The 23,462-nt window shown below is 59.5% G+C and carries 17 protein-coding genes; 14 read left to right on the forward strand and 3 right to left on the reverse strand.

The features are described 5' to 3' along the window. Positions 1–221: 221 nt before the first annotated feature. The 14 genes from dksA (at position 222) to AB3G88_RS23955 (ending at position 19,779) form a co-directional block, all read left to right on the forward strand. Positions 222–665 (forward strand): RNA polymerase-binding protein DksA, encoded by a 444-nt coding sequence (gene dksA, locus AB3G88_RS23890; protein ID WP_099584810.1) that lies wholly within the window; start codon positions 222–224, stop codon positions 663–665. 83 nt (positions 666–748) lie between these two features. Further along, positions 749–1,636, forward strand: a complete 888-nt coding sequence (gluQRS, locus tag AB3G88_RS23895; protein WP_480451932.1) for a tRNA glutamyl-Q(34) synthetase GluQRS — start codon at positions 749–751, stop codon at positions 1,634–1,636. Between the two features lie 62 nt (positions 1,637–1,698). After that, a complete protein-coding gene (locus tag AB3G88_RS23900) occupies positions 1,699–1,875 on the forward strand; it encodes a hypothetical protein (protein ID WP_003176118.1) in 177 nt (58 codons plus the stop codon). After that, the gene (locus tag AB3G88_RS23905) at positions 1,859–4,813 is read left to right on the forward strand and encodes a sensor histidine kinase (RefSeq protein ID WP_160385051.1); all 2,955 of its coding nucleotides are present in this window, start codon (positions 1,859–1,861) and stop codon (positions 4,811–4,813) included. Before AB3G88_RS23900 ends, AB3G88_RS23905 begins: the two co-directional genes overlap by 17 nt. Positions 4,814–4,835: 22 nt before the next feature. Beyond that, complete coding sequence (locus tag AB3G88_RS23910) at positions 4,836–6,263, forward strand: sigma-54-dependent transcriptional regulator (RefSeq protein ID WP_099584807.1); 1,428 nt, start codon at positions 4,836–4,838, stop codon at positions 6,261–6,263. A 699-nt stretch (positions 6,264–6,962) separates the two neighbouring features. Beyond that, on the forward strand, positions 6,963–8,363 hold the full coding sequence (locus tag AB3G88_RS23915) for a polynucleotide adenylyltransferase PcnB (protein WP_099584806.1): 1,401 nt from the start codon (positions 6,963–6,965) through the stop codon (positions 8,361–8,363). A 2-nt stretch (positions 8,364–8,365) separates the two neighbouring features. Further along, positions 8,366–8,851: a 2-amino-4-hydroxy-6-hydroxymethyldihydropteridine diphosphokinase gene (folK, locus tag AB3G88_RS23920; protein WP_112196756.1), complete on the forward strand. Its 486-nt coding sequence runs from the start codon at positions 8,366–8,368 to the stop codon at positions 8,849–8,851. A 368-nt stretch (positions 8,852–9,219) separates the two neighbouring features. Then, complete coding sequence (gene panB, locus AB3G88_RS23925) at positions 9,220–10,020, forward strand: 3-methyl-2-oxobutanoate hydroxymethyltransferase (RefSeq protein ID WP_099584803.1); 801 nt, start codon at positions 9,220–9,222, stop codon at positions 10,018–10,020. Further along, positions 10,017–10,868 carry a pantoate--beta-alanine ligase gene (gene panC / locus AB3G88_RS23930; protein ID WP_250925254.1) on the forward strand — a complete coding sequence of 284 codons (852 nt, stop codon included), beginning with the start codon at positions 10,017–10,019 and terminating at the stop codon, positions 10,866–10,868. The genes panB and panC overlap by 4 nt, the downstream gene beginning before the upstream one ends. Positions 10,869–11,092: 224 nt before the next feature. Next, positions 11,093–12,757, forward strand: coding sequence for a glucose-6-phosphate isomerase (gene pgi, locus AB3G88_RS23935; protein WP_099584801.1), 1,665 nt, complete (start codon positions 11,093–11,095; stop codon positions 12,755–12,757). A 105-nt stretch (positions 12,758–12,862) separates the two neighbouring features. Next, entirely contained in the window at positions 12,863–14,800 is a 1,938-nt protein-coding gene (acs, locus tag AB3G88_RS23940) for an acetate--CoA ligase (RefSeq protein ID WP_480451935.1), read from the forward strand. A 16-nt stretch (positions 14,801–14,816) separates the two neighbouring features. Continuing rightward, a complete protein-coding gene (locus tag AB3G88_RS23945) occupies positions 14,817–15,686 on the forward strand; it encodes an oxygenase MpaB family protein (RefSeq protein ID WP_099584799.1) in 870 nt (289 codons plus the stop codon). A gap of 55 nt (positions 15,687–15,741) precedes the next feature. Next, on the forward strand, positions 15,742–16,758 hold the full coding sequence (locus AB3G88_RS23950) for a class I SAM-dependent rRNA methyltransferase (RefSeq protein ID WP_112196759.1): 1,017 nt from the start codon (positions 15,742–15,744) through the stop codon (positions 16,756–16,758). An 87-nt stretch (positions 16,759–16,845) separates the two neighbouring features. Further along, positions 16,846–19,779: a DUF748 domain-containing protein gene (locus AB3G88_RS23955; RefSeq protein WP_480451938.1), complete on the forward strand. Its 2,934-nt coding sequence runs from the start codon at positions 16,846–16,848 to the stop codon at positions 19,777–19,779. Between the two features lie 147 nt (positions 19,780–19,926). On the opposite strand, the gene AB3G88_RS23960 is transcribed toward AB3G88_RS23955, so the two are convergent. The 3 genes from AB3G88_RS23960 to rpsO all read right to left on the reverse strand — a co-directional run bounded on the left by AB3G88_RS23960 (position 19,927) and on the right by rpsO (position 23,414). Further along, positions 19,927–20,547 (reverse strand): BON domain-containing protein, encoded by a 621-nt coding sequence (locus AB3G88_RS23960; RefSeq protein ID WP_099584796.1) that lies wholly within the window; start codon positions 20,545–20,547, stop codon positions 19,927–19,929. 295 nt (positions 20,548–20,842) lie between these two features. Beyond that, on the reverse strand, positions 20,843–22,948 hold the full coding sequence (gene pnp, locus AB3G88_RS23965) for a polyribonucleotide nucleotidyltransferase (protein ID WP_099584795.1): 2,106 nt from the start codon (positions 22,946–22,948) through the stop codon (positions 20,843–20,845). A gap of 196 nt (positions 22,949–23,144) precedes the next feature. Then, positions 23,145–23,414 (reverse strand): 30S ribosomal protein S15, encoded by a 270-nt coding sequence (gene rpsO, locus AB3G88_RS23970; RefSeq protein ID WP_003176135.1) that lies wholly within the window; start codon positions 23,412–23,414, stop codon positions 23,145–23,147. Positions 23,415–23,462 lie beyond the last annotated feature (48 nt).

The following is a 23,462-nucleotide window of genomic DNA, read 5'->3' on the forward strand; positions in this document are numbered from 1 at the left end:
AAGCGCGCACAAAACGACTAAAATCAACATTCGAGCCAAAACATACCCAGTCACGACGGGCCGCTACAGTTTGCAACCCCGACGCGACAGGCTCGACAACCGGGAGTGGCGCACCCCGAATCTATCTGGTAAGTTCGCCCGCTTGCAGCCGCAGGGCCGGCAGGTGTCGGTGACGTTGCAATCCTGCGCAATGGATTAGAAGAGTGAGAGGCGGTCTAGTCATGTCCACCCAAGCAAAGCAACAGCAGACTCAAGGCCTCGGCGGCTTCGAACCCTATGTAGAAAAAAAGGGCGAGGAGTACATGGGCGAGCCCATGCGCGAGCACTTCACCAAGATCCTGAACAAGTGGAAACAGGACTTGATGCAGGAGGTCGACCGTACCGTTGACCACATGAAGGACGAAGCAGCCAATTTCCCTGACCCGGCCGACCGTGCCAGCCAGGAAGAAGAGTTCGCCCTCGAACTGCGCGCCCGTGATCGCGAGCGCAAGCTGATCAAGAAGATCGACAAGACGCTGCAGCTGATCAAGGACGAAGAATACGGCTGGTGTGATTCCTGCGGCATCGAAATCGGTATCCGCCGACTCGAAGCCCGTCCTACCGCTGATATGTGCGTGGACTGCAAGAACCTGGCAGAGATCAAGGAAAAACAGGTCGGCAAATAATTCAGCCGGTCTGAACGGGTGGGGCGTGCGAACGCCCCATTTTTGTTTCTGGCGTTTACCGAATTTCCAGTAGTATCCGGCCCATGAAAGCCTCTACCTATATCGGGCGTTTCGCCCCCACGCCCAGCGGCCATTTACACTTTGGCTCCCTGGTCGCCGCCCTCGCCTCCTATCTTGATGCCCGCGCCAACCAAGGCCGCTGGCTGATGCGCATGGAGGACCTCGACCCACCCCGCGAAGAACCCGGTGCCCAGGCGGCGATCCTGCATGCCCTGGAAAGCTATGGTTTTGAATGGGACGGTGAACTGGTCCGACAAAGCGAGCGGCATGAGGCCTACGCCAAAGTGCTGAACGACATGTTCAACCACGGCCTTGCCTACGCCTGCACCTGCTCGCGCAAACAACTGGAACCCTACAACGGGATCTACCCTGGCCTGTGCCGCAACGCCGGCCACGAGCAGCAAGATGCCGCCATCCGCTTACGTGTTCCTGAGCTTTCATATCACTTTACTGACCGTGTACAGGGCGAATTCCGACAACACCTGGGGCGCGAAGCGGGCGACTTTGTCATCCGTCGCCGCGACGGCCTCTATGCCTACCAACTGGCCGTGGTCCTGGATGACGCCTGGCAAGGTGTTACCGATATCGTGCGGGGCGCCGATTTACTCGACTCCACGCCGCGCCAACTGTATCTGCAAGAACTGCTGGGCCTGCGCCAACCGCGCTACCTGCATGTGCCGTTGATCGTCCAGCCGGACGGTAACAAACTGGGCAAATCCTACCGCTCGCCGCCGTTGACGCCCGACCAGGCCACGCCCTTGCTAGTAAGAGCGCTGCGCTCCCTCGGCCAGCAACCCGGCAGCGAACTGCTTCACGCCAGCCCGCGGGAACTGCTGGATTGGGGCATACGGCACTGGGATCCCACGCGGATCCCGCGCACACTCACCCTGGCCGAAGCGCAATTGAGCTGAAGGCGCTTGCAGCTTGCCAAGCATCCGTTACCATCGCCGCAGTTTTTTAATCAGAGGCCAACATGTACATCTATCGATTGGTCCTGCTGCTGGTCGTCGGGATCTACCTGTTTTCTCCCGCCATCATGGATTGGTGGATCGACGCCACGGGCGCCTGGTATCGCCCTTATCTGCTGTGGCTGATCCTGATCGTCGTGACCTTCATCCTGCAGAGCCAAAAAGATGCCGATGAGCTTTAGCCTCACCCAGATGCTGCTGATCAGCGCCGCCTACCTGGCCGCACTGTTCGGCGTTGCCTGGATCAGTGAGCGCGGAATGATTCCGCGGGCGATCATTCGCCATCCGTTGACCTACACCTTGTCCCTCGGCGTGTACGCCAGTGCCTGGGCCTTCTATGGCACCGTGGGCCTGGCCTATCAGTACGGCTACGGCTTTCTCTCCAGCTACCTTGGCGTGTCCGGCGCGTTTTTGCTGGCGCCGGTATTGCTGTACCCGATCCTGAAAATCACCCGCACCTATCAGCTGTCGTCCCTGGCCGACCTGTTTGCCTTCCGCTTTCGCAGCACCTGGGCCGGGGCCCTGACCACGGTGTTCATGCTGATCGGTGTGCTGCCCTTGCTGGCCCTGCAAATACAAGCGGTGGCTGACTCCATCAGCATCCTCACCCGTGAGCCGGTGCAGCATCGGGTGGCCCTGGCGTTCTGCGCGCTGATTTCACTGTTCACGATCTTCTTCGGCTCACGCCATATCGCCACCCGCGAAAAACATGAAGGCCTGGTGTTTGCGATTGCCTTCGAGTCTGTGATCAAGCTGATCGCCATCGGCGGCGTCGGCCTCTATGCGCTGTATGGCGTGTTCGACGGCCCGCAACAGCTGGAACTGTGGCTGCTGCAAAACCAGACCGCCCTCGCCGCCCTCCACACTCCGCTGCAGGAAGGTCCATGGCGAACGCTGCTGCTGGTGTTTTTCGCCTCGGCGATCGTGATGCCGCACATGTACCACATGACCTTTACCGAAAACCTCAACCCGCGCTCGCTGGTCAGCGCCAGTTGGGGGTTGCCGCTGTTCCTGCTGCTGATGAGCCTGGCAGTGCCGTTGATCCTGTGGGCCGGCCTCAAGTTGGGCGCCACCACCAACCCCGAATATTTCACCCTTGGCATCGGCATTGCCGCCAATAGCCCGGCATTGGCGCTGCTCGCTTATGTCGGCGGCTTGTCGGCGGCCAGCGGGCTGATCATCGTCACGACCCTGGCCCTGTCCGGCATGGCACTCAATCACCTGGTGCTGCCGCTTTATCAGCCACCGGCCGAAGGTAATATCTACCGCTGGCTGAAGTGGACGCGCCGCGCGCTGATCGTCGCGATCATCATGGCCGGTTACTGTTTTTACCTGTTACTCGGCGCCGGGCAAGACCTGGCCAACCTGGGTATCGTCGCGTTTGTCGCCACCTTGCAGTTCCTGCCGGGCGTGCTGTCGGTGCTGTATTGGCCGACGGCCAACCGCCGAGGGTTTATCGCGGGCCTGCTCGCCGGAATTCTGGTGTGGATCGTCACCATGCTGTTGCCGCTGGTCGGCAACCTGCAGGGTTTCTACATCCCGCTGCTGAACATGATTTACGTGCTGGACGACACCAGTTGGCACATGGCCGCGATTGCTTCGTTGGCCGCCAACGTCCTGATGTTCACCCTGATCTCGCTGTTCACCAACGCCAGCCCCGAAGAAACCAGCGCCGCCGAAGCATGCGCGGTGGATAACGTACGTCGCCCGCAACGGCGCGAACTGCATGCGGCCTCGCCCCAGGAGTTCGCCACTCAACTGGCCAAGCCCCTGGGCGCCAAAGCCGCGCAAAAAGAAGTTGAACAGGCGCTGCGCGATCTCTACCTGCCATTCGACGAGCGGCGCCCGTATGCGCTACGCCGGTTACGCGACCGCATCGAAGCCAACCTGTCCGGCCTGATGGGCCCCAGCGTGTCCCAGGACATGGTAGAGACCTTTTTGCCCTACAAGGCCGGCGGCGAAAACTACGTTACCGAAGACATCCATTTCATCGAGAGCCGGCTGGAGGATTACCACTCACGCCTCACGGGCCTTGCCGCCGAGCTCGATGCCTTGCGCCGCTACCATCGCCAGACGCTGCAAGAGTTGCCCATGGGCGTGTGCTCCCTGGCCAAGGATCAGGAGATCCTGATGTGGAACAAAGCCATGGAAGAACTCACCGGTATCGCCGCCCAGCGCGTCGTCGGCTCGCGCCTGAATACACTCGGCGATCCATGGAAAGAGTTGCTCCAGGGTTTTATCAACCTGCCCGACGAACACTTGCACAAGCAACATCTGGCCCTGGATGGCCAGACCCGCTGGCTCAACCTGCACAAAGCCGCCATCGACGAACCCCTCGCCCCCGGTAACAGCGGCCTGGTGCTGTTGGTGGAAGACCTGACCGAAACCCAGATGCTCGAAGACAAACTGGTGCACTCCGAGCGCCTGGCCAGTATTGGGCGCCTGGCGGCGGGTGTGGCCCACGAGATTGGCAACCCGATCACCGGTATTGCCTGCCTCGCGCAAAACCTGCGCGAAGAGCGCGAAGAAGACGGCGAAATTACCGAGATCAGCGGGCAAATCCTCGAACAGACCAAACGCGTGTCACGCATCGTGCAGTCGCTGATGAGCTTTGCCCATGCCGGCGCCCATCAGAATCAGGACGAAGCCGTCTGTCTGGCCGAAGTGGCGCAGGATGCCATTGGGCTGCTCGCCTTGAACCGACGCAATTTCGAAGTACAGTTTTTCAACCTGTGCGACCCCGATCATTGGGTCGATGGCGACTCACAACGCCTGGCCCAAGTACTGATCAACCTGCTGTCCAACTCCCGCGACGCAACACCGGCTGGTGGTGCAGTACGCGTCAAGACCGAGGCTTTCGAACACACGGTCGATCTGATCGTCGAAGATGAAGGTAGCGGCATTCCACAGAACATCATGGACCGATTGTTCGAACCCTTCTTCACCACCAAGGATCCAGGTGAAGGTACCGGTCTGGGCCTTGCACTGGTCTATTCCATCGTTGAAGAGCATTATGGACAAATCACCATCGACAGCCCGGCTGACACCGAAAGCCAACGCGGTACCCGTATTCGGGTGACCTTGCCGCGTCATGTCGAAGCGACGTCCGCTGTGAACTGAGACCGTCGAGAGAATTGAATCAATGCCGCACATTTTGATCGTCGAAGACGAAACCATTATCCGCTCTGCCTTGCGTCGCCTGCTTGAACGTAACCAGTACCAAGTCAGCGAAGCCGGCTCGGTGCAGGAAGCCCAAGAGCGTTTCAGCATTCCCACGTTCGACCTGATTGTCAGTGACCTGCGCCTGCCTGGCGCGCCGGGCACCGAACTGATCAAGCTTGGCCAGGGCACGCCCGTGCTGATCATGACCAGCTACGCCAGCCTGCGCTCGGCAGTGGACTCCATGAAGATGGGCGCGGTGGATTACATCGCCAAACCCTTCGACCACGATGAAATGCTCCAGGCCGTGGCGCGCATCCTGCGTGACCGTCAGTCGGCCAGCAGCGCGCCAGCCGAACAACGGCCCGCCGGCAAGGCTGCCGAAAAACCGGGTGTCGACAACAGCAACGGCGAGATTGGCATCATCGGCTCCTGCCCACCGATGCAGGACCTGTACAGCAAGATCCGCAAAGTGGCGCCTACCGACTCCAATGTATTGATCCAGGGCGAGTCAGGCACCGGTAAGGAATTGGTGGCCCGCGCCCTGCACAACCTGTCCAAACGCGCCAAGGCGCCGATGATCTCGGTGAACTGCGCGGCGATCCCCGAATCCCTGATCGAATCCGAACTGTTTGGCCACGAAAAAGGCGCGTTCACTGGCGCCAGCGCCGGACGTGCGGGCCTGGTGGAAGCGGCGGACGGCGGCACGCTGTTCCTTGATGAAATCGGCGAGCTGCCACTGGAAGCACAAGCGCGCTTGCTGCGCGTGCTGCAGGAAGGTGAAATTCGTCGGGTGGGTTCGGTGCAATCCCAGAAGGTCGATGTGCGCCTGATCGCGGCGACCCACCGGGACCTCAAGAGCCTCGCCAAGATCGGCCAGTTCCGTGAAGACTTGTACTACCGCCTGCACGTGATCGCACTCAAGCTGCCGGCTCTGCGTGAACGCGGCGCCGACGTCAACGAGATCGCCAGCGCGTTCCTGCTGCGCCAGAGTGCGCGCATCAACCGTACCGACCTGAAGTTTGCACCGGACGCCGAGCAGGCCATTCGACATTACTCGTGGCCGGGTAACGTACGTGAGTTGGAGAATGCGGTAGAACGCGCGGTGATTCTGTCGGAGAGCCCGGAAATTTCCGCCGAGCTGCTGGGTATCGATATCGAGCTCAGTGACTTGGAAGACGACGACTTCATGGGTCTGGCCCCGCAACAGGGCGCCAGCAATACCAGCCATGAGCCGACAGAGGATTTGTCACTGGAGGATTACTTCCAGCACTTCGTCCTTGAGCATCAGGACCACATGACCGAGACCGAATTGGCACGCAAACTGGGCGTGAGCCGCAAATGCCTGTGGGAACGGCGCCAGCGCCTGGGTATTCCACGCCGCAAGACCGGTGTGGCCAGCGAAAGCTGAGGGGGTCGCCCCTACAGGTAACACCCAGTAATGTGAAAAAACTGTTACCGCTGATTTTTTGCGTAACAAAAGCCGGGGCTTACGGTAACGGAGCCCCGGCTTTTTTTGGTCCGTCAAAAACCCGAAAACCCCTCAACCCCCCGGTTTTATTGGGCCTCGCAAAAGTTGGCACGCACCCTGCTATATGCTTAGTACAAAAACAATAACAAGCTTTGTACAAGACAATAAAAATAAGACGAATCGACTCACGCATAACAAAAACAACACGGCGGAGGCGCAGCTAACTGATTCTTTTGGAGAGGCGTTGCATTTGGGGCTTGCCCCGCAACCAGGCCGAGAACAACAAAAACTGCCCTAAGGCAGAGCCTGAACTGGTTGGATCGTAGATCAGCAACACAGCGACCAAAGCAATCCGTTTGCTCTTGACTCCCGACTGGGAGTGTCATGAAGGTGAAGCTTCATGGCGAGGGCGATCAACAAAAACAAAAAGCCCGAAACCAATAATAAAAATAGAGCACGCAACTACTTCTGGGGGAGCTTCGGCTCCCCTTGTAGTTTCTGGAATTTGACGTTTCAAAGGCTTATGGCGCAATGCCTGTAGCTTGTTCCTACACCATCCCCTGACTAAATGCTAGAATCCCCGCCCATCATGCGGTCATTCTTCGTTATGGCCGAACATTCCTTCAAACAGTGCATCCCATGCTGAAGAAGTTGTTCCAGTCATTCCGTTCTCCCTTGCGTCGTACGCAACACATTCGCAGCACGCCTGAAGTGCTTAACAGCAATCAGCATTCATTGCAGCGCGCTCAGTTCAGCCGTTATGCGGTGAACATCGTCGAACGTTTGCAGAACGCCGGCTACCAGGCTTATCTGGTGGGCGGCTGCGTACGCGACATGCTGCTCAATATCACGCCCAAGGACTTCGACGTCGCCACCAGCGCCACGCCTGAGCAGGTCCGCGCCGAGTTTCGCAATGCGCGGATCATCGGTCGGCGTTTCAAGTTGGTGCATATCCACTTCGGTCGCGAAATCATCGAAGTCGCGACGTTCCGCGCCGGTCACCCGCAAAACGATGACGAGGAAGACACCAATCAGTCTTCGCGCAACGAGAGCGGGCGCATTCTGCGCGACAACGTCTACGGCACCCTGGAAGAAGACGCGCAACGCCGTGACTTCACCATCAACGCCCTGTATTACGATCCGGTCAGCGAGCGCATCCTCGATTACGCCAATGGCGTACACGATATCCGTAACAACCTGATCCGCTTGATCGGCGACCCGACACAGCGCTACCAGGAAGACCCGGTGCGCATGCTGCGGGCCGTGCGTTTTGCCGCCAAGCTCAACTTCGGCATCGAGAAACACACTGCCGCGCCGATTCGCGACTTGGCACCGATGCTGCGGGAAATCCCGTCCGCGCGCCTGTTCGAAGAAGTGCTCAAGCTGTTCTTGTCGGGCTACGCCGCCGACACATTTGAGATGCTCGTGGACCTGCAGTTGTTCGACCCACTGTTCCCGGCCAGCGCCGAGGCACTGGAACACAACCCGACTTATACCCACACGCTGATCAGCGAAGCCTTGATCAACACCGACCTGCGCATCAAGCAGAACAAACCGGTCACCCCGGCGTTCCTGTTTGCTGCCCTGTTGTGGCCGGCCCTGCCAAAACGCGTACTGCGTTTGCAGGACCGTGGCATGCCGCCGATTCCGGCGATGCAGGAAGCCGCCCACGAGTTGATCGCCGAACAGTGCCAGCGTATCGCCATTCCGAAACGTTTCACTATGCCGATCCGCGAAATCTGGGACATGCAGGAACGCTTGCCCCGCCGTAGCGGCAAGCGCGCCGACCTGCTGCTGGACAACCCGCGCTTCCGGGCGGGCTATGACTTCCTGCTGCTGCGCGAAAGTGCCGGCGAGCAGACCGATGGCCTGGGCGAATGGTGGACCGACTACCAGGACGCCAACGACAGCCAGCGCCGCGACATGATTCGCGACCTCGGCAGCAAGGGTGATGGTGTCGGCGAAGGACCTAAAAAGCGTCGTCGCAGCGGCAGCAAGCGCAAACGCAGCGCTGATGCCTCGGGCGCCGCAGGCGAATAAACGTGGAACGTATCTACATCGGCATGGGCAGCAACCTCGCTGCCCCGGAGCAACAATTGCGCAGCGCTATCGAAGCGCTGGCGCAGTTGCCCGGCACCCACGTCTCAGGCGTCTCTGCCTTCTATCAAAGTGATTCCCTGCTCCCAGGCCAGCCGCGCTACACCAATGCGGTCGCCGCCTTGGACAGCAGCCTCGCGCCCCTGGACCTGCTGGATGCGCTGCAAGCCATCGAGAACGACCAAGGCCGCGAACGCCTTGAGCGCTGGGGGCCGCGCACGCTTGACCTGGATATCCTGCTGTTTGGCGATCAACTGATCGATGAACCGCGCCTCAAGGTCCCGCACTACCAGATGCACCTGCGCGCATTTGTGCTGTATCCACTGGCCGAGCTAGCGCCCGCATCGCTGCAACTGCCCAACGGTCAAACGCTCAACGACTTGCTGACCGCCTGCCCGTTTGTCGGCCTGGAACGCTTGCCCCAAAACTGACTCGATCAATGTGGGAGCTGGCTTGCCTGCGATAGCATCACCTCGGTTTCACTGAAAGACCGAGGCGCCTGCATCGCAGGCAAGCCAGCTCCCACATTTTGATCACCTACACCCTCAAAATCGCTTTCCCACTTGCTGAATCGCGTCAGTAACAGCGGTAACACCGTCATCGTAACAATGCGGTAACACATCCAATTGACTTCCCGTGTCCTCCTCACGACTATAGGCGTCCCGCTGCCGCCAACCCGGCGCTGAAGGGCGCAATCCAGGCCTTATAAGCACTGCTCTCAAGACGGTGCGCCTGTATAAAACGAAGACTCACGCGCGTAACTCGCTGTTTCCAAGCGCCTGAACGAGGACCCTTTTTCATGCCAGACATTACCCTGACCACCTTGCAGAGCCTCAAGCTCAAAGGTGAAAAAATCACCATGCTGACCTGCTACGACGCTACCTTCGCCCACGCCAGCTGCCAGGCAGGGGTTGAGGTGTTGCTGGTAGGCGACTCCCTGGGCATGGTTCTTCAAGGGAATGACAGCACCCTCCCCGTGACCACCGATGAACTGGCCTACCACACGGCCAGCGTCAAGCGCGGTAACAACGGCGCCTTCATCATCGCCGACCTTCCGTTCATGGACTACGCCACGGTCGAACAGACCTTCCTCAACGCTGGCAAACTGATGCGCGCCGGTGCGCACATGGTCAAAGTGGAAGGTGCCGTGTGGCTCGCCGAGTCGATTCGCCTGCTGGCTGAACGCGGCGTGCCGGTGTGCGCACATATGGGCCTTACGCCACAGTCGGTGAACATCCTCGGCGGCTACAAGGTACAAGGCCGCAATGAGGCCCAGGCGCGGCAGATGCGTGCCGATGCCATTGCCCTGGAGCAAGCGGGCGTTGCGATGATCCTGCTTGAATGCGTGCCCAGCGAACTCGCCGCCGAAATCACCCAGGCCGTCAAAGTGCCAGTGATCGGCATTGGCGCGGGCTCGGCCACCGATGGGCAGGTGCTGGTGCTCCACGACATGCTTGGCCTGTCGATTACCGGCCGCGTGCCCAAGTTCGTGAAGAACTTCATGACCGGCCAGGACAGCATCCACGCGGCATTGAGCGCTTACGTCAGCGAAGTCAAAGGCGTGACCTTCCCAGGCGCCGAACACGGATTTTCTGCATGAACACCGTAAGAACCGTACGCGAACTACGATCCGCCGTCGCCCACGCCCGCAAAGCCGGTAAACGCATTGGCTTCGTGCCCACCATGGGCAACCTGCACAGCGGCCACGCCACCCTGGTGACCAAGGCTGTGCAGCAAGCGGACTTTGTCGTCGCCAGCATCTTCGTCAACCCGCTGCAATTTGGCGCGGGTGAAGACCTGGACAAGTATCCCCGCACCCTCGCCGCCGACCAGGAAAAGCTCCTGCAAGCGGGCTGCAACCTGCTGTTCGCACCGACCGTCGAAGAGATGTACCCCGGTGGCATGACCGGCCAGACCCGCGTCAGCGTGCCGCAACTGTCCGAAGGCTTGTGCGGCGCCAGCCGTCCTGGGCATTTCGAAGGCGTGGCAACCGTGGTCAGCAAACTGTTCAACATGGTCCAGCCGGACATCGCTGTATTTGGTCAAAAGGATTACCAGCAACTGGCCGTGATTCGCGCCATGGTCCATGACCTGAACATGCCGATCCAGATCATCGGCGAGCCCACCGTGCGCGCCGAAGACGGCCTGGCGCTGTCCTCGCGCAACGGTTTCCTCAATGCAGAGGAACGTGGGATCGCGCCGGTGCTGTATCGCTGCCTCAGCCAGATTGCCGCCGCCATCAAGAACGGTGACCACGACTTTGCCGCGCTGCGCGCCGAACAGGTCAAGCAGATCGAAGCGGCCGGGTTGCGCCTGGATTACCTCGAAGTGCGCCAGGGCGTGCATCTGCGCCCGGCAACCCCCGAGGACAAGGACATCGTCATCCTGGTGGCGGCCTTCCTGGGCACGACCCGCCTGATCGACAACCTGCATCTGAACCTCATTTAAACCCCGCAATACACCCCGCCGATTGCCCTGCTCGCCGTGCCGGTATAAAAAAGTACCGGCCACAGCGCAGACAAAGCCAAGACATATCGACACGCTAGGTTTAATGTAATCGCCCGGCGCTATAGTTAGCGCTGTCTGGAACCCATTCCTTGAGATAAGACTGGATGTTCCGGGCTTTGAAGTGTCCTAAAGGCAGTCCCCGTAATAAAAGGAAACCCGCAGCGATGGCGTACTACCGCACCCCTCATGACGTTACCGCTCTGCCCGCCTGGCAAGCGCTCAATCAACATCGCCAAGCCATGCAGGATTTCAGCATGCGCGAAGCGTTCAATGCCGATCCCCAGCGATTTTCCCAATTCACCTTGAGCAGCTGCGGACTTTTCCTCGATTACTCGAAAAACCTGATCACCAGCGAAACCCGCGACCTGCTCGTCGGCCTGGCCAAGGAAGTCGGCCTCAAGGACGCGATCGACTCGCTGTACGCTGGCGAGCCGGTCAACTCGTCCGAAGGCCGCCCTGCCCTGCACACCGCCCTGCGCCGCCCGGTGGGCGACAAGCTGTCGGTCAACGGCGTGAACATCATGCCGGACGTGCACAAGGTGCTGAACCAGATCACTGACCTGGTCGGCCGCATCCATGACGGCCTGTGGCGTGGCTACACCGAGAAGCCCATCACCGACGTGGTGAACATCGGCATCGGTGGCTCGTTCCTCGGCCCGGAACTTGTCTCCGAAGCGCTGTTGTCCTACGCCCACAAAGGCGTGCGCTGCCATTACCTGGCGAACATCGACGGCAGCGAGTTCCACGAGCTGACCATGAAGCTGCGCGCCGAGACCACGCTGTTTATCGTCTCGTCGAAATCCTTCAACACCCTCGAAACCCTGAAAAACGCCCAGGCCGCCCGCGCCTGGTACCTGGCCCAGGGTGGCTCGGAAGCCGAGCTGTACCGCCACTTCATTGCTGTGTCGAGCAACAACGCGGCAGCCGTGGCCTTCGGTATCCGCGAAGAAAACATCTTCCCGATGTGGGACTGGGTCGGCGGCCGGTACTCGCTGTGGTCGGCCATCGGCTTGCCTATTGCCCTGGCCATCGGCATGTCCAACTTCAAGGAACTGCTGTCCGGTGCCTACACCATGGACCAGCATTTCCAGAACGCGCCGTTCGAGCAGAACATGCCGGTGCTGCTGGGCCTGCTGGGCGTGTGGTACGGCAACTTCTGGGGTGCGCAGAGCCATGCGATCCTGCCGTACGATCACTACCTGCGTAACATCACCAAACATTTGCAACAGCTGGATATGGAATCCAACGGCAAGAGCGTGCGCCAGGATGGCAAACCGGTGTCCACCGATACTGGCCCGGTGATCTGGGGTGGCGTGGGTTGCAACGGTCAGCATGCTTACCACCAGTTGCTGCACCAAGGGACTCAACTGATCCCGGCCGACTTCATCGTGCCGATCGTCAGCTTCAACCCGGTGTCCGATCATCATCAGTGGCTGTACGCCAACTGCCTATCCCAGAGCCAGGCCCTGATGCTCGGCAAAACCCGCAGCGAAGCCGAATCCGAGCTGCGCGACAAGGGCATCCCGGAAGACGAAGTGCAGAAGCTGGCCCCTCACAAGGTGATCCCGGGCAACCGTCCGAGCAATACCCTGGTGGTGGAGCGCATCAGCCCGCGTCGCCTCGGCGCGCTGGTTGCCATGTATGAGCACAAAGTGTTCGTGCAGAGCGTGATCTGGGGTATCAACGCCTTTGACCAATGGGGCGTGGAGCTGGGTAAAGAGCTGGGCAAGGGCGTCTACAACCGCCTGACCGGCGCCGAAGAAACCTTGGCCGAAGACGCTTCGACCCAGGGCCTGATCAACTACTTCCGCGGCCGTCACCGCGGCTGATCCAGGTATCGCAGGGCCAACGTCCGTTTGGACGTTGGCCTTGAACCCTCCTCACACAGGGTGCATCTTTATAGCTTGTCGCAAAAACAAGAATAAGGATCGCTCATGTTCGATATCAGCACGTTTCCCACCGCCGATGCCGTCCGTCGGGCTGCGCAACTCAGTCAAGAGGACTACCAGCGCCTCTATCGTCAATCCATTGAGCAACCCGATACGTTCTGGGCCGAACAGGCCAAGGGCTTTCTCGACTGGACCACCCCCTGGCACACCGTTCAACACTCGGACATCCACACGGGCGCGGCCCAATGGTTTGCCGGTGGCCAACTGAACGTCAGCTACAACTGCATCGACCGTCACCTGGCACAGCGCGCCGATCAGCCGGCCTTCATCTGGGAGGGCGATGATCCGACAAACTCTTGCACCATCACCTACCGCCAACTGCACAAAAACGTCTGCCGCCTGGCCAACGTGCTGAAAAGCCGTGGGGTGAATAAAGGCGACCGCGTGTGCATCTACATGCCGATGATCCCGGAAGCGGCCTACGCCATGCTGGCCTGCACGCGGATTGGCGCCGTGCACTCAGTCGTGTTTGGTGGTTTTTCGCCGGATGCGCTGCGCGACCGTATTCTCGACGCCGACTGTCGGACCGTGATCACCGCCGATGAAGGCGTGCGCGGCGGCAAGCCCGTGGCCTTGAAACAGAATGTCGACAAGGCCCTGGCCAGTTGTCCGAATGTCAGCACCGTCGTGGTGGTGCAACGCACCCGTGCCGCCGTGAACTGGAGCGAAGACCGCGACCTCAACTACCAGCAGGCCGTGGACGCGGCCAGCGACGATTGCCCGCCAGAGCCGATGGACGCCGAAGACCCGCTGTTCATCCTCTACACCTCCGGCAGCACCGGGAAACCCAAAGGCGTGCTGCACACCACCGGCGGCTACCTGCTGCAGGCGGCCATGACCTTCAAATACGTGCTCGATTACCGAGACGGCGAGGTGTTCTGGTGCACCGCCGATGTGGGCTGGGTCACCGGCCATAGCTACATCGTGTATGGCCCGCTGGCCAATGGCGCCACCTCGCTGATGTTCGAGGGCGTGCCGAGCTACCCGGATAGCTCGCGGTTCTGGCAGGTCATCGATAAACACCAGGTGAATATTTTCTACACCGCCCCAACGGCCTTGCGCGCCTTGATGCGCGAGGGCCACGGCCCACTGGAAAACACCTCCCGCGCCAGCCTGCGTTTACTGGGCAGCGTGGGCGAGCCGATCAATCCGGAGGCTTGGGACTGGTACTTCAACGCCGTGGGCGAACAAAGCTGCCCGATTGTGGATACCTGGTGGCAGACCGAGACCGGCGGCATCATGCTCAGCCCGTTGGTCAGCGCCGAGCGGATCAAGCCGGGCTGCGCCACCCAGCCGATGCTTGGTGTGCAACCGGTGTTGCTGGATGAGCAGGGCAAGGTGATCACGGGCGCCGGCAGCGGCGTGCTCGCGATCAAGTCAAGCTGGCCGGGGCAGATCCGCAGTGTCTACGGCGACCCACAGCGGATGATCGACACCTATTTCAAGCCCTACCCCGGCTACTACTTCACCGGCGACGGCGCACGTCGCGATGAAGACGGCGATTATTGGATCACCGGGCGTATCGACGATGTGATCAACGTGTCCGGGCACCGTATCGGCACCGCCGAGGTGGAAAGTGCGCTGGTGCTCCACGACCAAGTGGCCGAGGCTGCGGTGGTGGGCTACCCCCACGATGTCAAAGGCCAGGGCATCTACGCCTTCGTCACCCCCATGAACGGCGTGGAACCCAGCGATGAGCTGAAAAAACACCTGCTGGAGCTGGTCAGCAAGGAAATCGGCAGCTTTGCCAAGCCGGAACTGATCCAATGGGCACCGGCCTTGCCGAAAACCCGCTCCGGCAAGATCATGCGCAGGATTTTGCGCAAGATCGCCTGCAACGAACTGGACAGCCTCGGCGATACCTCGACCCTCGCCGACCCCAGCGTCGTGGACGGCCTGATCGACAAACGCCTGAACCGCTAGGAACCCCTGACTCGCCATGGAATTTATCCGCAGCCGTATCGAAACCCAACTGATGAGCCTCACCGGCTTGTCACTGGGCCAACTGGACCTGGAAAACCCCAAGGGCGATCCCGGCCTGTTCGGGCCGGACTCGGTCAGTTGGCAAGTTCATGGCGACTTCAGCAGCATGCTCATCGGCGGTATCAGTGCGTTGATGCTGCAAGCCCTGCATCCTCTGGCCCTGGCCGGCGTGTGGGACCATTCGAACTTTCGCCAGGACATGCTCGGGCGCCTGCGGCGCACTTCGCAGTTCATTTCCGGCACTACCTTCGGTTCGCGCAAAGATGCCGACTGGCTGATCGAAAAAGTGCGCACCATTCATTTGCAGGTGGTCGGCCATGCCCCGGATGGGCGGCCTTATGCGGCAAGCGACCCGGACCTGCTGACCTGGGTGCATGTAGCGGAGGTGAGTAACTTTCTCGCCGCCCATTTGCGCTATCGCAACCCGACGCTTTCGGGGCGCGACCAGGATCGTTACTACAGCGAAATCGCCTTGATAGCGGAGCGCTTGGGCGCACGGAATGTACCGCGATCACGGCAGGAAATTTCCGATTATCTGGAGCGCATCCGCCCGCAATTGCTGTGTGACGAACGCAGCCGCGAAGTACTGCGCCTGCTGCTGAACGCGCCTTCGCCCAGCACGTTGGCCAAGCCGTTTGGCGCCTTGATGATGCAGGCCGGAATCGACCTGCTGCCGGACTGGGCCAGCGCCATGCTCGGTCAGCGGCAGAACCCGATGCAACGCCAGATGATCCGCGCCGGGGTCAAGCGCAGTGCGCCGCTGCTGCGCTGGGCGATGCGCAATGGTTCGGTACAACGGGCACACCGACGGATGGGGTTGATGTAGGCAAGGCCCTATAGCTGTTAAACTTCGCGCCCTCATTTACAGCCAGGCGCGCTCCATGTCTCCTTTGAATCAGGCGCTGCGCGCCGCCCTCGATCATCGCCAAGACCTGATCAACGAGCTGCACGCCCAAGGCACCGATTGCTATCGCCTGTTCCACGGCAGCCAGGAAGGTGCCGGCGGCCTGACCATCGACCGCTACGGCCCGCAGTTGCTGGTGCAGAGTTTCCACCAGTCGCTGGAAACAGCAGACCTGCTGGACCTGCATCAACTGATCAACCAGTACCTGGGCCTGGAGTTGCTGCTGGTCTACAACGACCGCTCCCATGGCAACTCGCGGATCGACCGCGAAGACACGGTCTATCGCGCCGAACCCGCAGCACTGGAAGACCTGGTCGGCCACGAATGGGGCCTCAATTACCGTGTGCGTGGCCGCCATGCCGGGCAGGATCCTTTACTGTTCCTCGACCTGCGCAATACACGCGGCTGGGTCAAAGAGCACAGTGCCGGCAAAAGCGTGCTGAACCTGTTCGCCTACACCTGCGGCGTGGGCCTGAGCGCCGCGGCCGGTGGCGCGAGTGAGGTGTGCAACCTGGACTTCGCTGAAGGCAACCTGGCGGTCGGGCGTGAAAACGGCCTGCTCAACCCAAAACTGCCGAGCATGGCGTTTGTGCAGTCCGACTACTTCCCGGCGATTCGCCAGCTGGCCGGACTGCCGATTACCCAACGGCGCGGGCAGAAACTGCCGAGCTACCCGCGTCTTGAACAGCGTCAATATGACTTGGTGCTGCTCGATCCTCCGGCCTGGGCCAAGAGCGCCTTCGGCACCGTCGACCTGTTGCGCGACTACCAGAGCCTGCTCAAGCCCGCACTGCTCGCGACGGCGGATAACGGCGTGCTGATTTGCTGCAACAACCTGGCAAAAGTCAGCATGGAGGATTGGCGCGAACAGGTCTTGCGCTGTGCGGAAAAAGCCGGGCGCCCCGTGCGCGACTGGCAAATCATGACACCGGGGGCGGATTTTCCTTCACAGGATCAGCAGCCACCCCTGAAAACACTGATACTCCAGCTGTAGGACACGTCCCAAAGCCCCGGTTCTTCGGAACCGAAAACCCGTGCCATACTCCAAGGCACTCCTGTTCGATATAGATGGCGCCGCCCCATGTCCAAAGGATTGATTCGCGCCACTGGCGCCTTGTTGACCGCCCTTGCCCTGTACAGCTTGCTGGGCTTTTTGATTCTGCCGGGCATCGCCCTTCGCATTGCCAACCAACAACTGGCCAATTACGCCACGGTGCCGGCGCGGATCGAGCGCATCGAGCTCAATCCGTTCAGCCTGGAAGTCACCGCATGGGGCCTGAAGATTGGTGAACCCGGCAAGGAACAGGTAGGTTTTGAGCGCCTCTACGCCAACCTGCAGATCGACAGCCTGTGGACTCGCGCCCTGCATCTGGCCGATGTGCAATTGGATCAGCCCAAGACCGAGCTGCTGTTCGACAAGTCCGGCCAATTGAACCTGGCGCGGTTGTTCAAATTGCCTGCGAGCGAACCCTCTCCCGCCGATCCCGACGCCAAGCCGTTCCCACTGCGTATCGACAGCATCAAGCTGGCCGGCGGTTATGTGCACTTCCAGGATCTACGCCCCAGCGAGCCGATCGAATTTCTCTACGACAAACTCGACTTTGAGCTCAAAAACCTCAGCACCTTGCCTGAAGACAATGCCGACATGACCTTGGTCGCGGCTGGCCCTGAGGGCGGGCAGATCGATTGGAAAGGCAACTTCAGCCTGGTGCCGATCACGTCCGAAGGTACGCTGAAGGTCACTGACGGCAAGATGAAAGCCTGGTGGCCGTATGTGCGTGACGCGCTGCCCCTGGTCCTCGAAGACGGTGTGCTCAACTTCAGTACCGACTATAAATTCAGCCTGGCCAAAGAAACCGAGCTGAACCTGACAAACACAGCCGCCAGCATCGCGCCGTTCGCCATCAAGGCGCCGGATGGCCGCCCGCTGGTGCGCCTGGAGCGCCTGGACGTCAGCGAGACCACAGTGGACCTGGCCAAGCAGCAAGTGGTGGTCGGCAAGATCCGCAGCAACAAACTGGAAACCTGGGCCGCCCGTGAAGCCGATGGGCAACTGGACTGGCAGAAACTGTTCGCCAGCCAACCGAGCAAGCCAGCCAAGGCGCCGGAGCCAGCCACGGCGCCCGCCACCGCCGATTCGCCAAAGCCTGCACCCGCTGCGCCAAGCAAACCTTGGCAGGTGCTGCTCAAGGACGTGCAACTGCGCAACTATCAAGTGCACTTGGCCGACCGACAGGTCAAACCAGCCGTAGCGCTGGAGCTGGGCCCGTTGAATGTCGATGTACAGAATTTCGACAGCCTCAACCAGAGCCCATTCACCCTCAAGGTCGACAGCGGCCTGGGCAAGCAAGGCAAGATCCAGGCAACCGGCGAAGTCAACCTCAACCCGGTCAGCGCCAAGTTGAAGGTCACCACCAAGGACATCGACCTGCGGGTCGCCCAGTCCTATATCAGCCCGTTTATCCGTCTTGAACTGCGTAGTGGCATGCTCGGCAGTGACCTCGACGTGAACCTGAAAAGCACCGAGCCCCTGGCGCTGCAGATTACCGGGCGGGCGCAGGTTGACCAGTTGCACACCTTGGACACCCTGAAGACCCGTGACTTCCTCAAATGGCAGCGTCTGGTCGTCGAGGGTCTGAACTATCAGCACGGCAACAGCCTGTCGATCGACAAGGTCAACCTGTTGCAACCCTATGCGCGGTTCATGATCAACGATGACCGCACCACCAACGTCGACGACCTGCTGATCCCGCAGCCAGCCGACACGGGTGCCAAATCGGCGGCCAAGCCTGCTGCGAGCAACGATAAACCCCTGGGCATTCGTATCGGGCAGATTGCTATCAACGACGGCTCGGCCAATTTTGCCGACTTCAGTCTTACACCCAACTTCGCCACCGCCATTCAACAGCTCAACGGACAGATCGGCACGATTGACAGCCGTCAGGCCAAACCGGCCAGCGTCGATATCAAGGGCAAGGTGGACCGCTATGCGCCGGTCACGATCAAAGGCAGCGTAAACCCGTTTGACCCCATGTCAGCGCTGGACATCGCCACCAGTTTCAAACGCGTTGAGCTGACCACATTGACGCCTTATTCAGGCAAGTTCGCCGGCTTCCGTATCCGCAAGGGCCGCCTGAACCTCGACCTGCACTACGTGATCACCAAAGGCCAGTTGAAGGCCGAGAACAAAGTGGTGGTCGAGCAACTGCAACTGGGTGAGAAGGTCGACAGCGCCGATGCCGTGGACTTGCCGATTCGTCTGGCAATCGCCTTGCTCAAGGACACCGACGGCAAGATCTCGATCGAGCTGCCGGTTACTGGCGACCTGAACAACCCGCAATTCAGCGTGATGCCGATTGTGTGGCAGACCCTGCGTAACCTGGTGGTCCGTGCAGCGACAGCGCCGTTCAAGTTTATCGGCGGGTTGGTCACCGGGGGCGGCTCGGAGGACTTGGGCAATGTGTCCTTCGCCCCGGGTTCCACCGAGTTGAGCAAAGACGCCGAGAGCGCGCTGAACACACTGGCCAAGGCACTCAAGGAACGCCCAGCCCTGCGCCTGGAAATTGAAGGCACAGCGGCTGCCAGCAGCGACGGCCCTTTCCTGGCCGCCGAACGCCTGGAACGCGAATACCAGTACAACTACTACAAAATCCTCCAGCGCCGCGGCGATAAAGTCCCGGCTCAAGCGTCGTTGCTGGTCGTTCCGGAAAGCGAAAAAGCACCGTTGCTCGAAGGCATCTACCGTACCCGCGTGAAACAACAGCCACCTGCGGAGTGGAAAGACCTGAGCCGCGATGACCGGTCAGCCAAGCTGCGTGACGGCGTGATCAAGTTCTGGAGCAATAGCGACGTGCTGCTGCGGCAACTCGGCCAGGATCGTGCCAGCACCATCAAGGATTACCTGGTGGACAAGGGCCAGCTGGAAGACGACCGCGTGTACTTTATTGATGCCAACCTGGGCCAGGCGGAGAAAGATGGCCGTGTGGTAACGCTTATGCACCTGGATGCCGAATAACCTGGCCCAATAGAACAGGCCCCGACACAAGTGCCGGGGCCTGAGTTGACCACATCCTTGTGGTCGGTCGCATGAACCTTAGAGGTGCATTGAGTGGATATCTAGCTCACTCGTGGCCGCCGCTTAAGTCAAACGAACTGTCCAGCGTTACTCTGCTTTCAGGCCATCGGCCGAGACAGCTTTAACGCCTTTGATTTTCTTGGTAATCGCTACAGCAGTGGTTTTCTGCGCTTCGCTAACGGCTACGGTCGACGACAGGGAAACAACGCCTTTATTGGTTTCGACCTTGATGTCGGTGCCAGGAATACCCTTTTCGGTAACCAGGTCAGCTTTTACCTTGGTGGTGATCCAAGTGTCGCTGGTGGTTTCTTTGGCGTCATGGGCTGCGCCTTTGGTTTTGTCGATGCCATCTGCTTTGGTAGCACCGCCAGCCATCAGGCCATCAGCGGAAACAGCAGTGACGCCTTTGATCTTTTTGGTGATCGCGACAGCAGTAGCTTTCTGTGCGTCAGAGATAGCGACTGTCGAGGACAGGGAAACCACGCCTTTGTTGGTTTCAACCTTGATGTCCGAACCAGGAATGCCCTTTTCGGTCAGCAGGTCGGATTTGACTTTGGTGGTGATCCAAGTATCCGAAACGCTTTCCTTGGCCTTGGTAGCTTCGCCAGCCGCCAACGTCATAGGGGCTTGGGAAGTCTGAGCAAAGGCTACGTTAGCACCCATGGCCAGAGTCAGAGCGGTAGCAGTAGCGAGAGCGAACTTCTTCATACGAGTAACTCCTGTTTTATTAAAAGTCTGCAGTACATGAACCTTGATGCTGCAGCGTTAACAGGGATATTGCAGGCAGTGTGCCAAGTCGAAGCCTTCAATTAAACCCTTATAAAACAACAACTTATGAATATTGAATATTTCCGGAATCGTGCAACTTGCATGAAGGCCGTCGTGCCTGCATGCAAGTTGCGGCTTTTGCATTGGGCTAAACGGCTGATTTCGCTTCACTTTCCCGCGCCCATGAAAAAAGGACCCCGAAGGGTCCTTTTGTTCAGCTTAAACCTGCGGGTAATTAAACTCCCGAAGCCTTGGCTGCTGCTACGTCCTTGATGGACAGCTTGATACGGCCGCGGTTGTCCACGTCCAGTACCAGCACTTCCACTTCCTGGCCTTCTTTCAGAATGTCGGTCACTTTCTCAACACGAGCGTCGCTCAGCATGGAGATGTGAACCAGACCGTCTTTGCCCGGCAGGATGTTGACGAATGCGCCGAAGTCGACGATGCGCTCAACCTTACCCACGTAGATCTTGCCGATCTCGGCTTCAGCGGTGATGCCCAGGACGCGCTGACGTGCAGCTTCAGCCGCTTCCTTGGTTTCGCCGAAGATCTTGATCGAGCCGTCGTCTTCGATGTCGATCGAAGCCTTGGTTTCTTCGCAGATCGCACGGATGGTCGCGCCACCTTTACCGATAACATCACGGATTTTGTCGGTGTCGATTTTCATCGCGATCATGGTCGGAGCATTTTCCGACAGCTCGGTACGCGACTGGCCAATGATCTGGTTCATCTGGCCGAGAATGTTCAGGCGCGCTTCCAGGGCTTGGCCCAGAGCGATCTCCATGATTTCTTCGGTGATGCCTTTGATCTTGATGTCCATCTGCAGCGCGGTAACACCTTTAGCGGTACCGGCTACTTTGAAGTCCATGTCGCCCAGGTGGTCTTCGTCGCCCAGGATGTCGGTCAGGATGGCGAACTTCTCGCCTTCTTTAACCAGACCCATGGCGATACCAGCAACCGGTGCCTTCATCGGTACACCGGCGTCCATCAGGGCCAGGGAAGCACCGCAAACGGAAGCCATGGAGCTGGAACCGTTGGATTCAGTGATTTCCGACACAACACGGATGGTGTACGGGAACACGTCAGCAGCAGGCAACATTGCGGAAATCGAACGACGGGCCAGACGGCCGTGACCGATTTCGCGACGACCAGCACCACCCATACGACCACACTCGCCCACCGAGAACGGAGGGAAGTTGTAGTGCAGCATGAACGGGTCTTTTTTCTCGCCTTCCAGGGTGTCCAGCAGCTGTGCGTCACGGGCGGTACCCAGGGTCGCAACTACCAGAGCCTGAGTTTCACCACGGGTGAACAGTGCCGAACCGTGGGTCTTCGGCAGAACGCCGACTTCGATGTTCAGCGGACGTACGGTGCGGGTGTCACGACCGTCGATACGTGGCTTGCCGTTAACGATGTTTTCGCGAACGGTGCGGTATTCGATTTCACCGAATGCAGCTTTGACTTCGCTGGAAGAAGGCTGGCCTTCTTCACCGGACAGCTTGGCTACAACCTGATCCTTCAGCTCGCCCAGGCGAGCGTAACGGTCGGCCTTGACGGTGATGGTGTAGGCGTCGGAGATGGCAGCGCCGAACTCGGAGCGGATAGCGCCCAGCAGTTCGGTAGCTTCGGCTTGTGGAGCCCAGGCCCAAGTAGGCTTGGCAGCTTCGGCAGCCAGTTCTTTAACTGCGTTGATCACAACCTGGAATTCGTCGTGAGCAAACAGTACGGCGCCCAGCATCTGGTCTTCGGTCAGCTCTTTGGCTTCCGATTCAACCATCAATACGGCTTCCGAGGTACCGGCAACGACCATGTCCAGGCTCGATGCTTTCTGTTGCTCGTAAGTCGGGTTCAGCAGGTAGCCGGTGCTTTCGTGGAAAGCAACGCGGGCAGCGCCGATCGGGCCATCGAAAGGAATACCGGAGATCGCCAGGGCAGCCGACGTACCGATCATTGCAGCAACGTCCGGATCGGTTTTCTTGCTGGTGGAAACGACGGTGCAGACAACCTGCACTTCGTTCATGAAGCCTTCAGGGAACAGCGGACGGATCGGACGGTCGATCAGTCGGGAAGTCAGGGTTTCTTTCTCGGAAGGACGACCTTCACGCTTGAAGAAACCGCCAGGGATCTTACCGGCAGCGTAAGTCTTTTCCTGGTAATGAACAGAAAGAGGGAAGAAGCCCTTGCTCGGATCAGCGGTCTTGGCGCCAACAACGGTCACCAATACGGTAACGTCGTCATCAACGGTAACCAGCACTGCGCCGGAGGCTTGACGGGCGATACGGCCTGTCTCAAGGGTAACGGTCGACTGACCGAACTGGAATTTTTTGATAACCGGGTTCACGGTGTCCTACCTTCTTTGTGGCTCTTGGGGAACTTGTTTTCTTGCGAAATTCTTGGGCAATGTCGGGAATCGGCCCGACCCTTGTCCAGGGGGTAAAACGTGTATCCAGATAAAACTTGAGGCTGGGAGCCTACCATGAGCCCACGGGAATCCCGATGACACACGGCAGACAACCAACCTCTAGCGCAATCGCTTATTAGCGACGCAGACCCAGGCGACCGATCAGAGCCTGATAACGACCCAGATCCTTGCCTTTCAGGTAATCCAGCAGCTTACGACGCTGGTTTACCATGCGGATCAGACCACGACGGGAGTGGTGATCTTTACCGTTGGCCTTGAAGTGACCTTGCAGCTTGTTGATGTTGTGGGTCAGCAGTGCAACTTGCACTTCTGGCGAACCAGTGTCACCAACAGCTTGCTGATAGTCAGCAACGATTTGTGCTTTTTCTTGAACGTCGAGAGCCATGAGGCAATCCTTTTTTCAGGAAACCACCCAAAGGGCAGTTTCAACAGG

The sequence above is a fragment of the Pseudomonas arvensis genome (assembly GCF_056688935.1).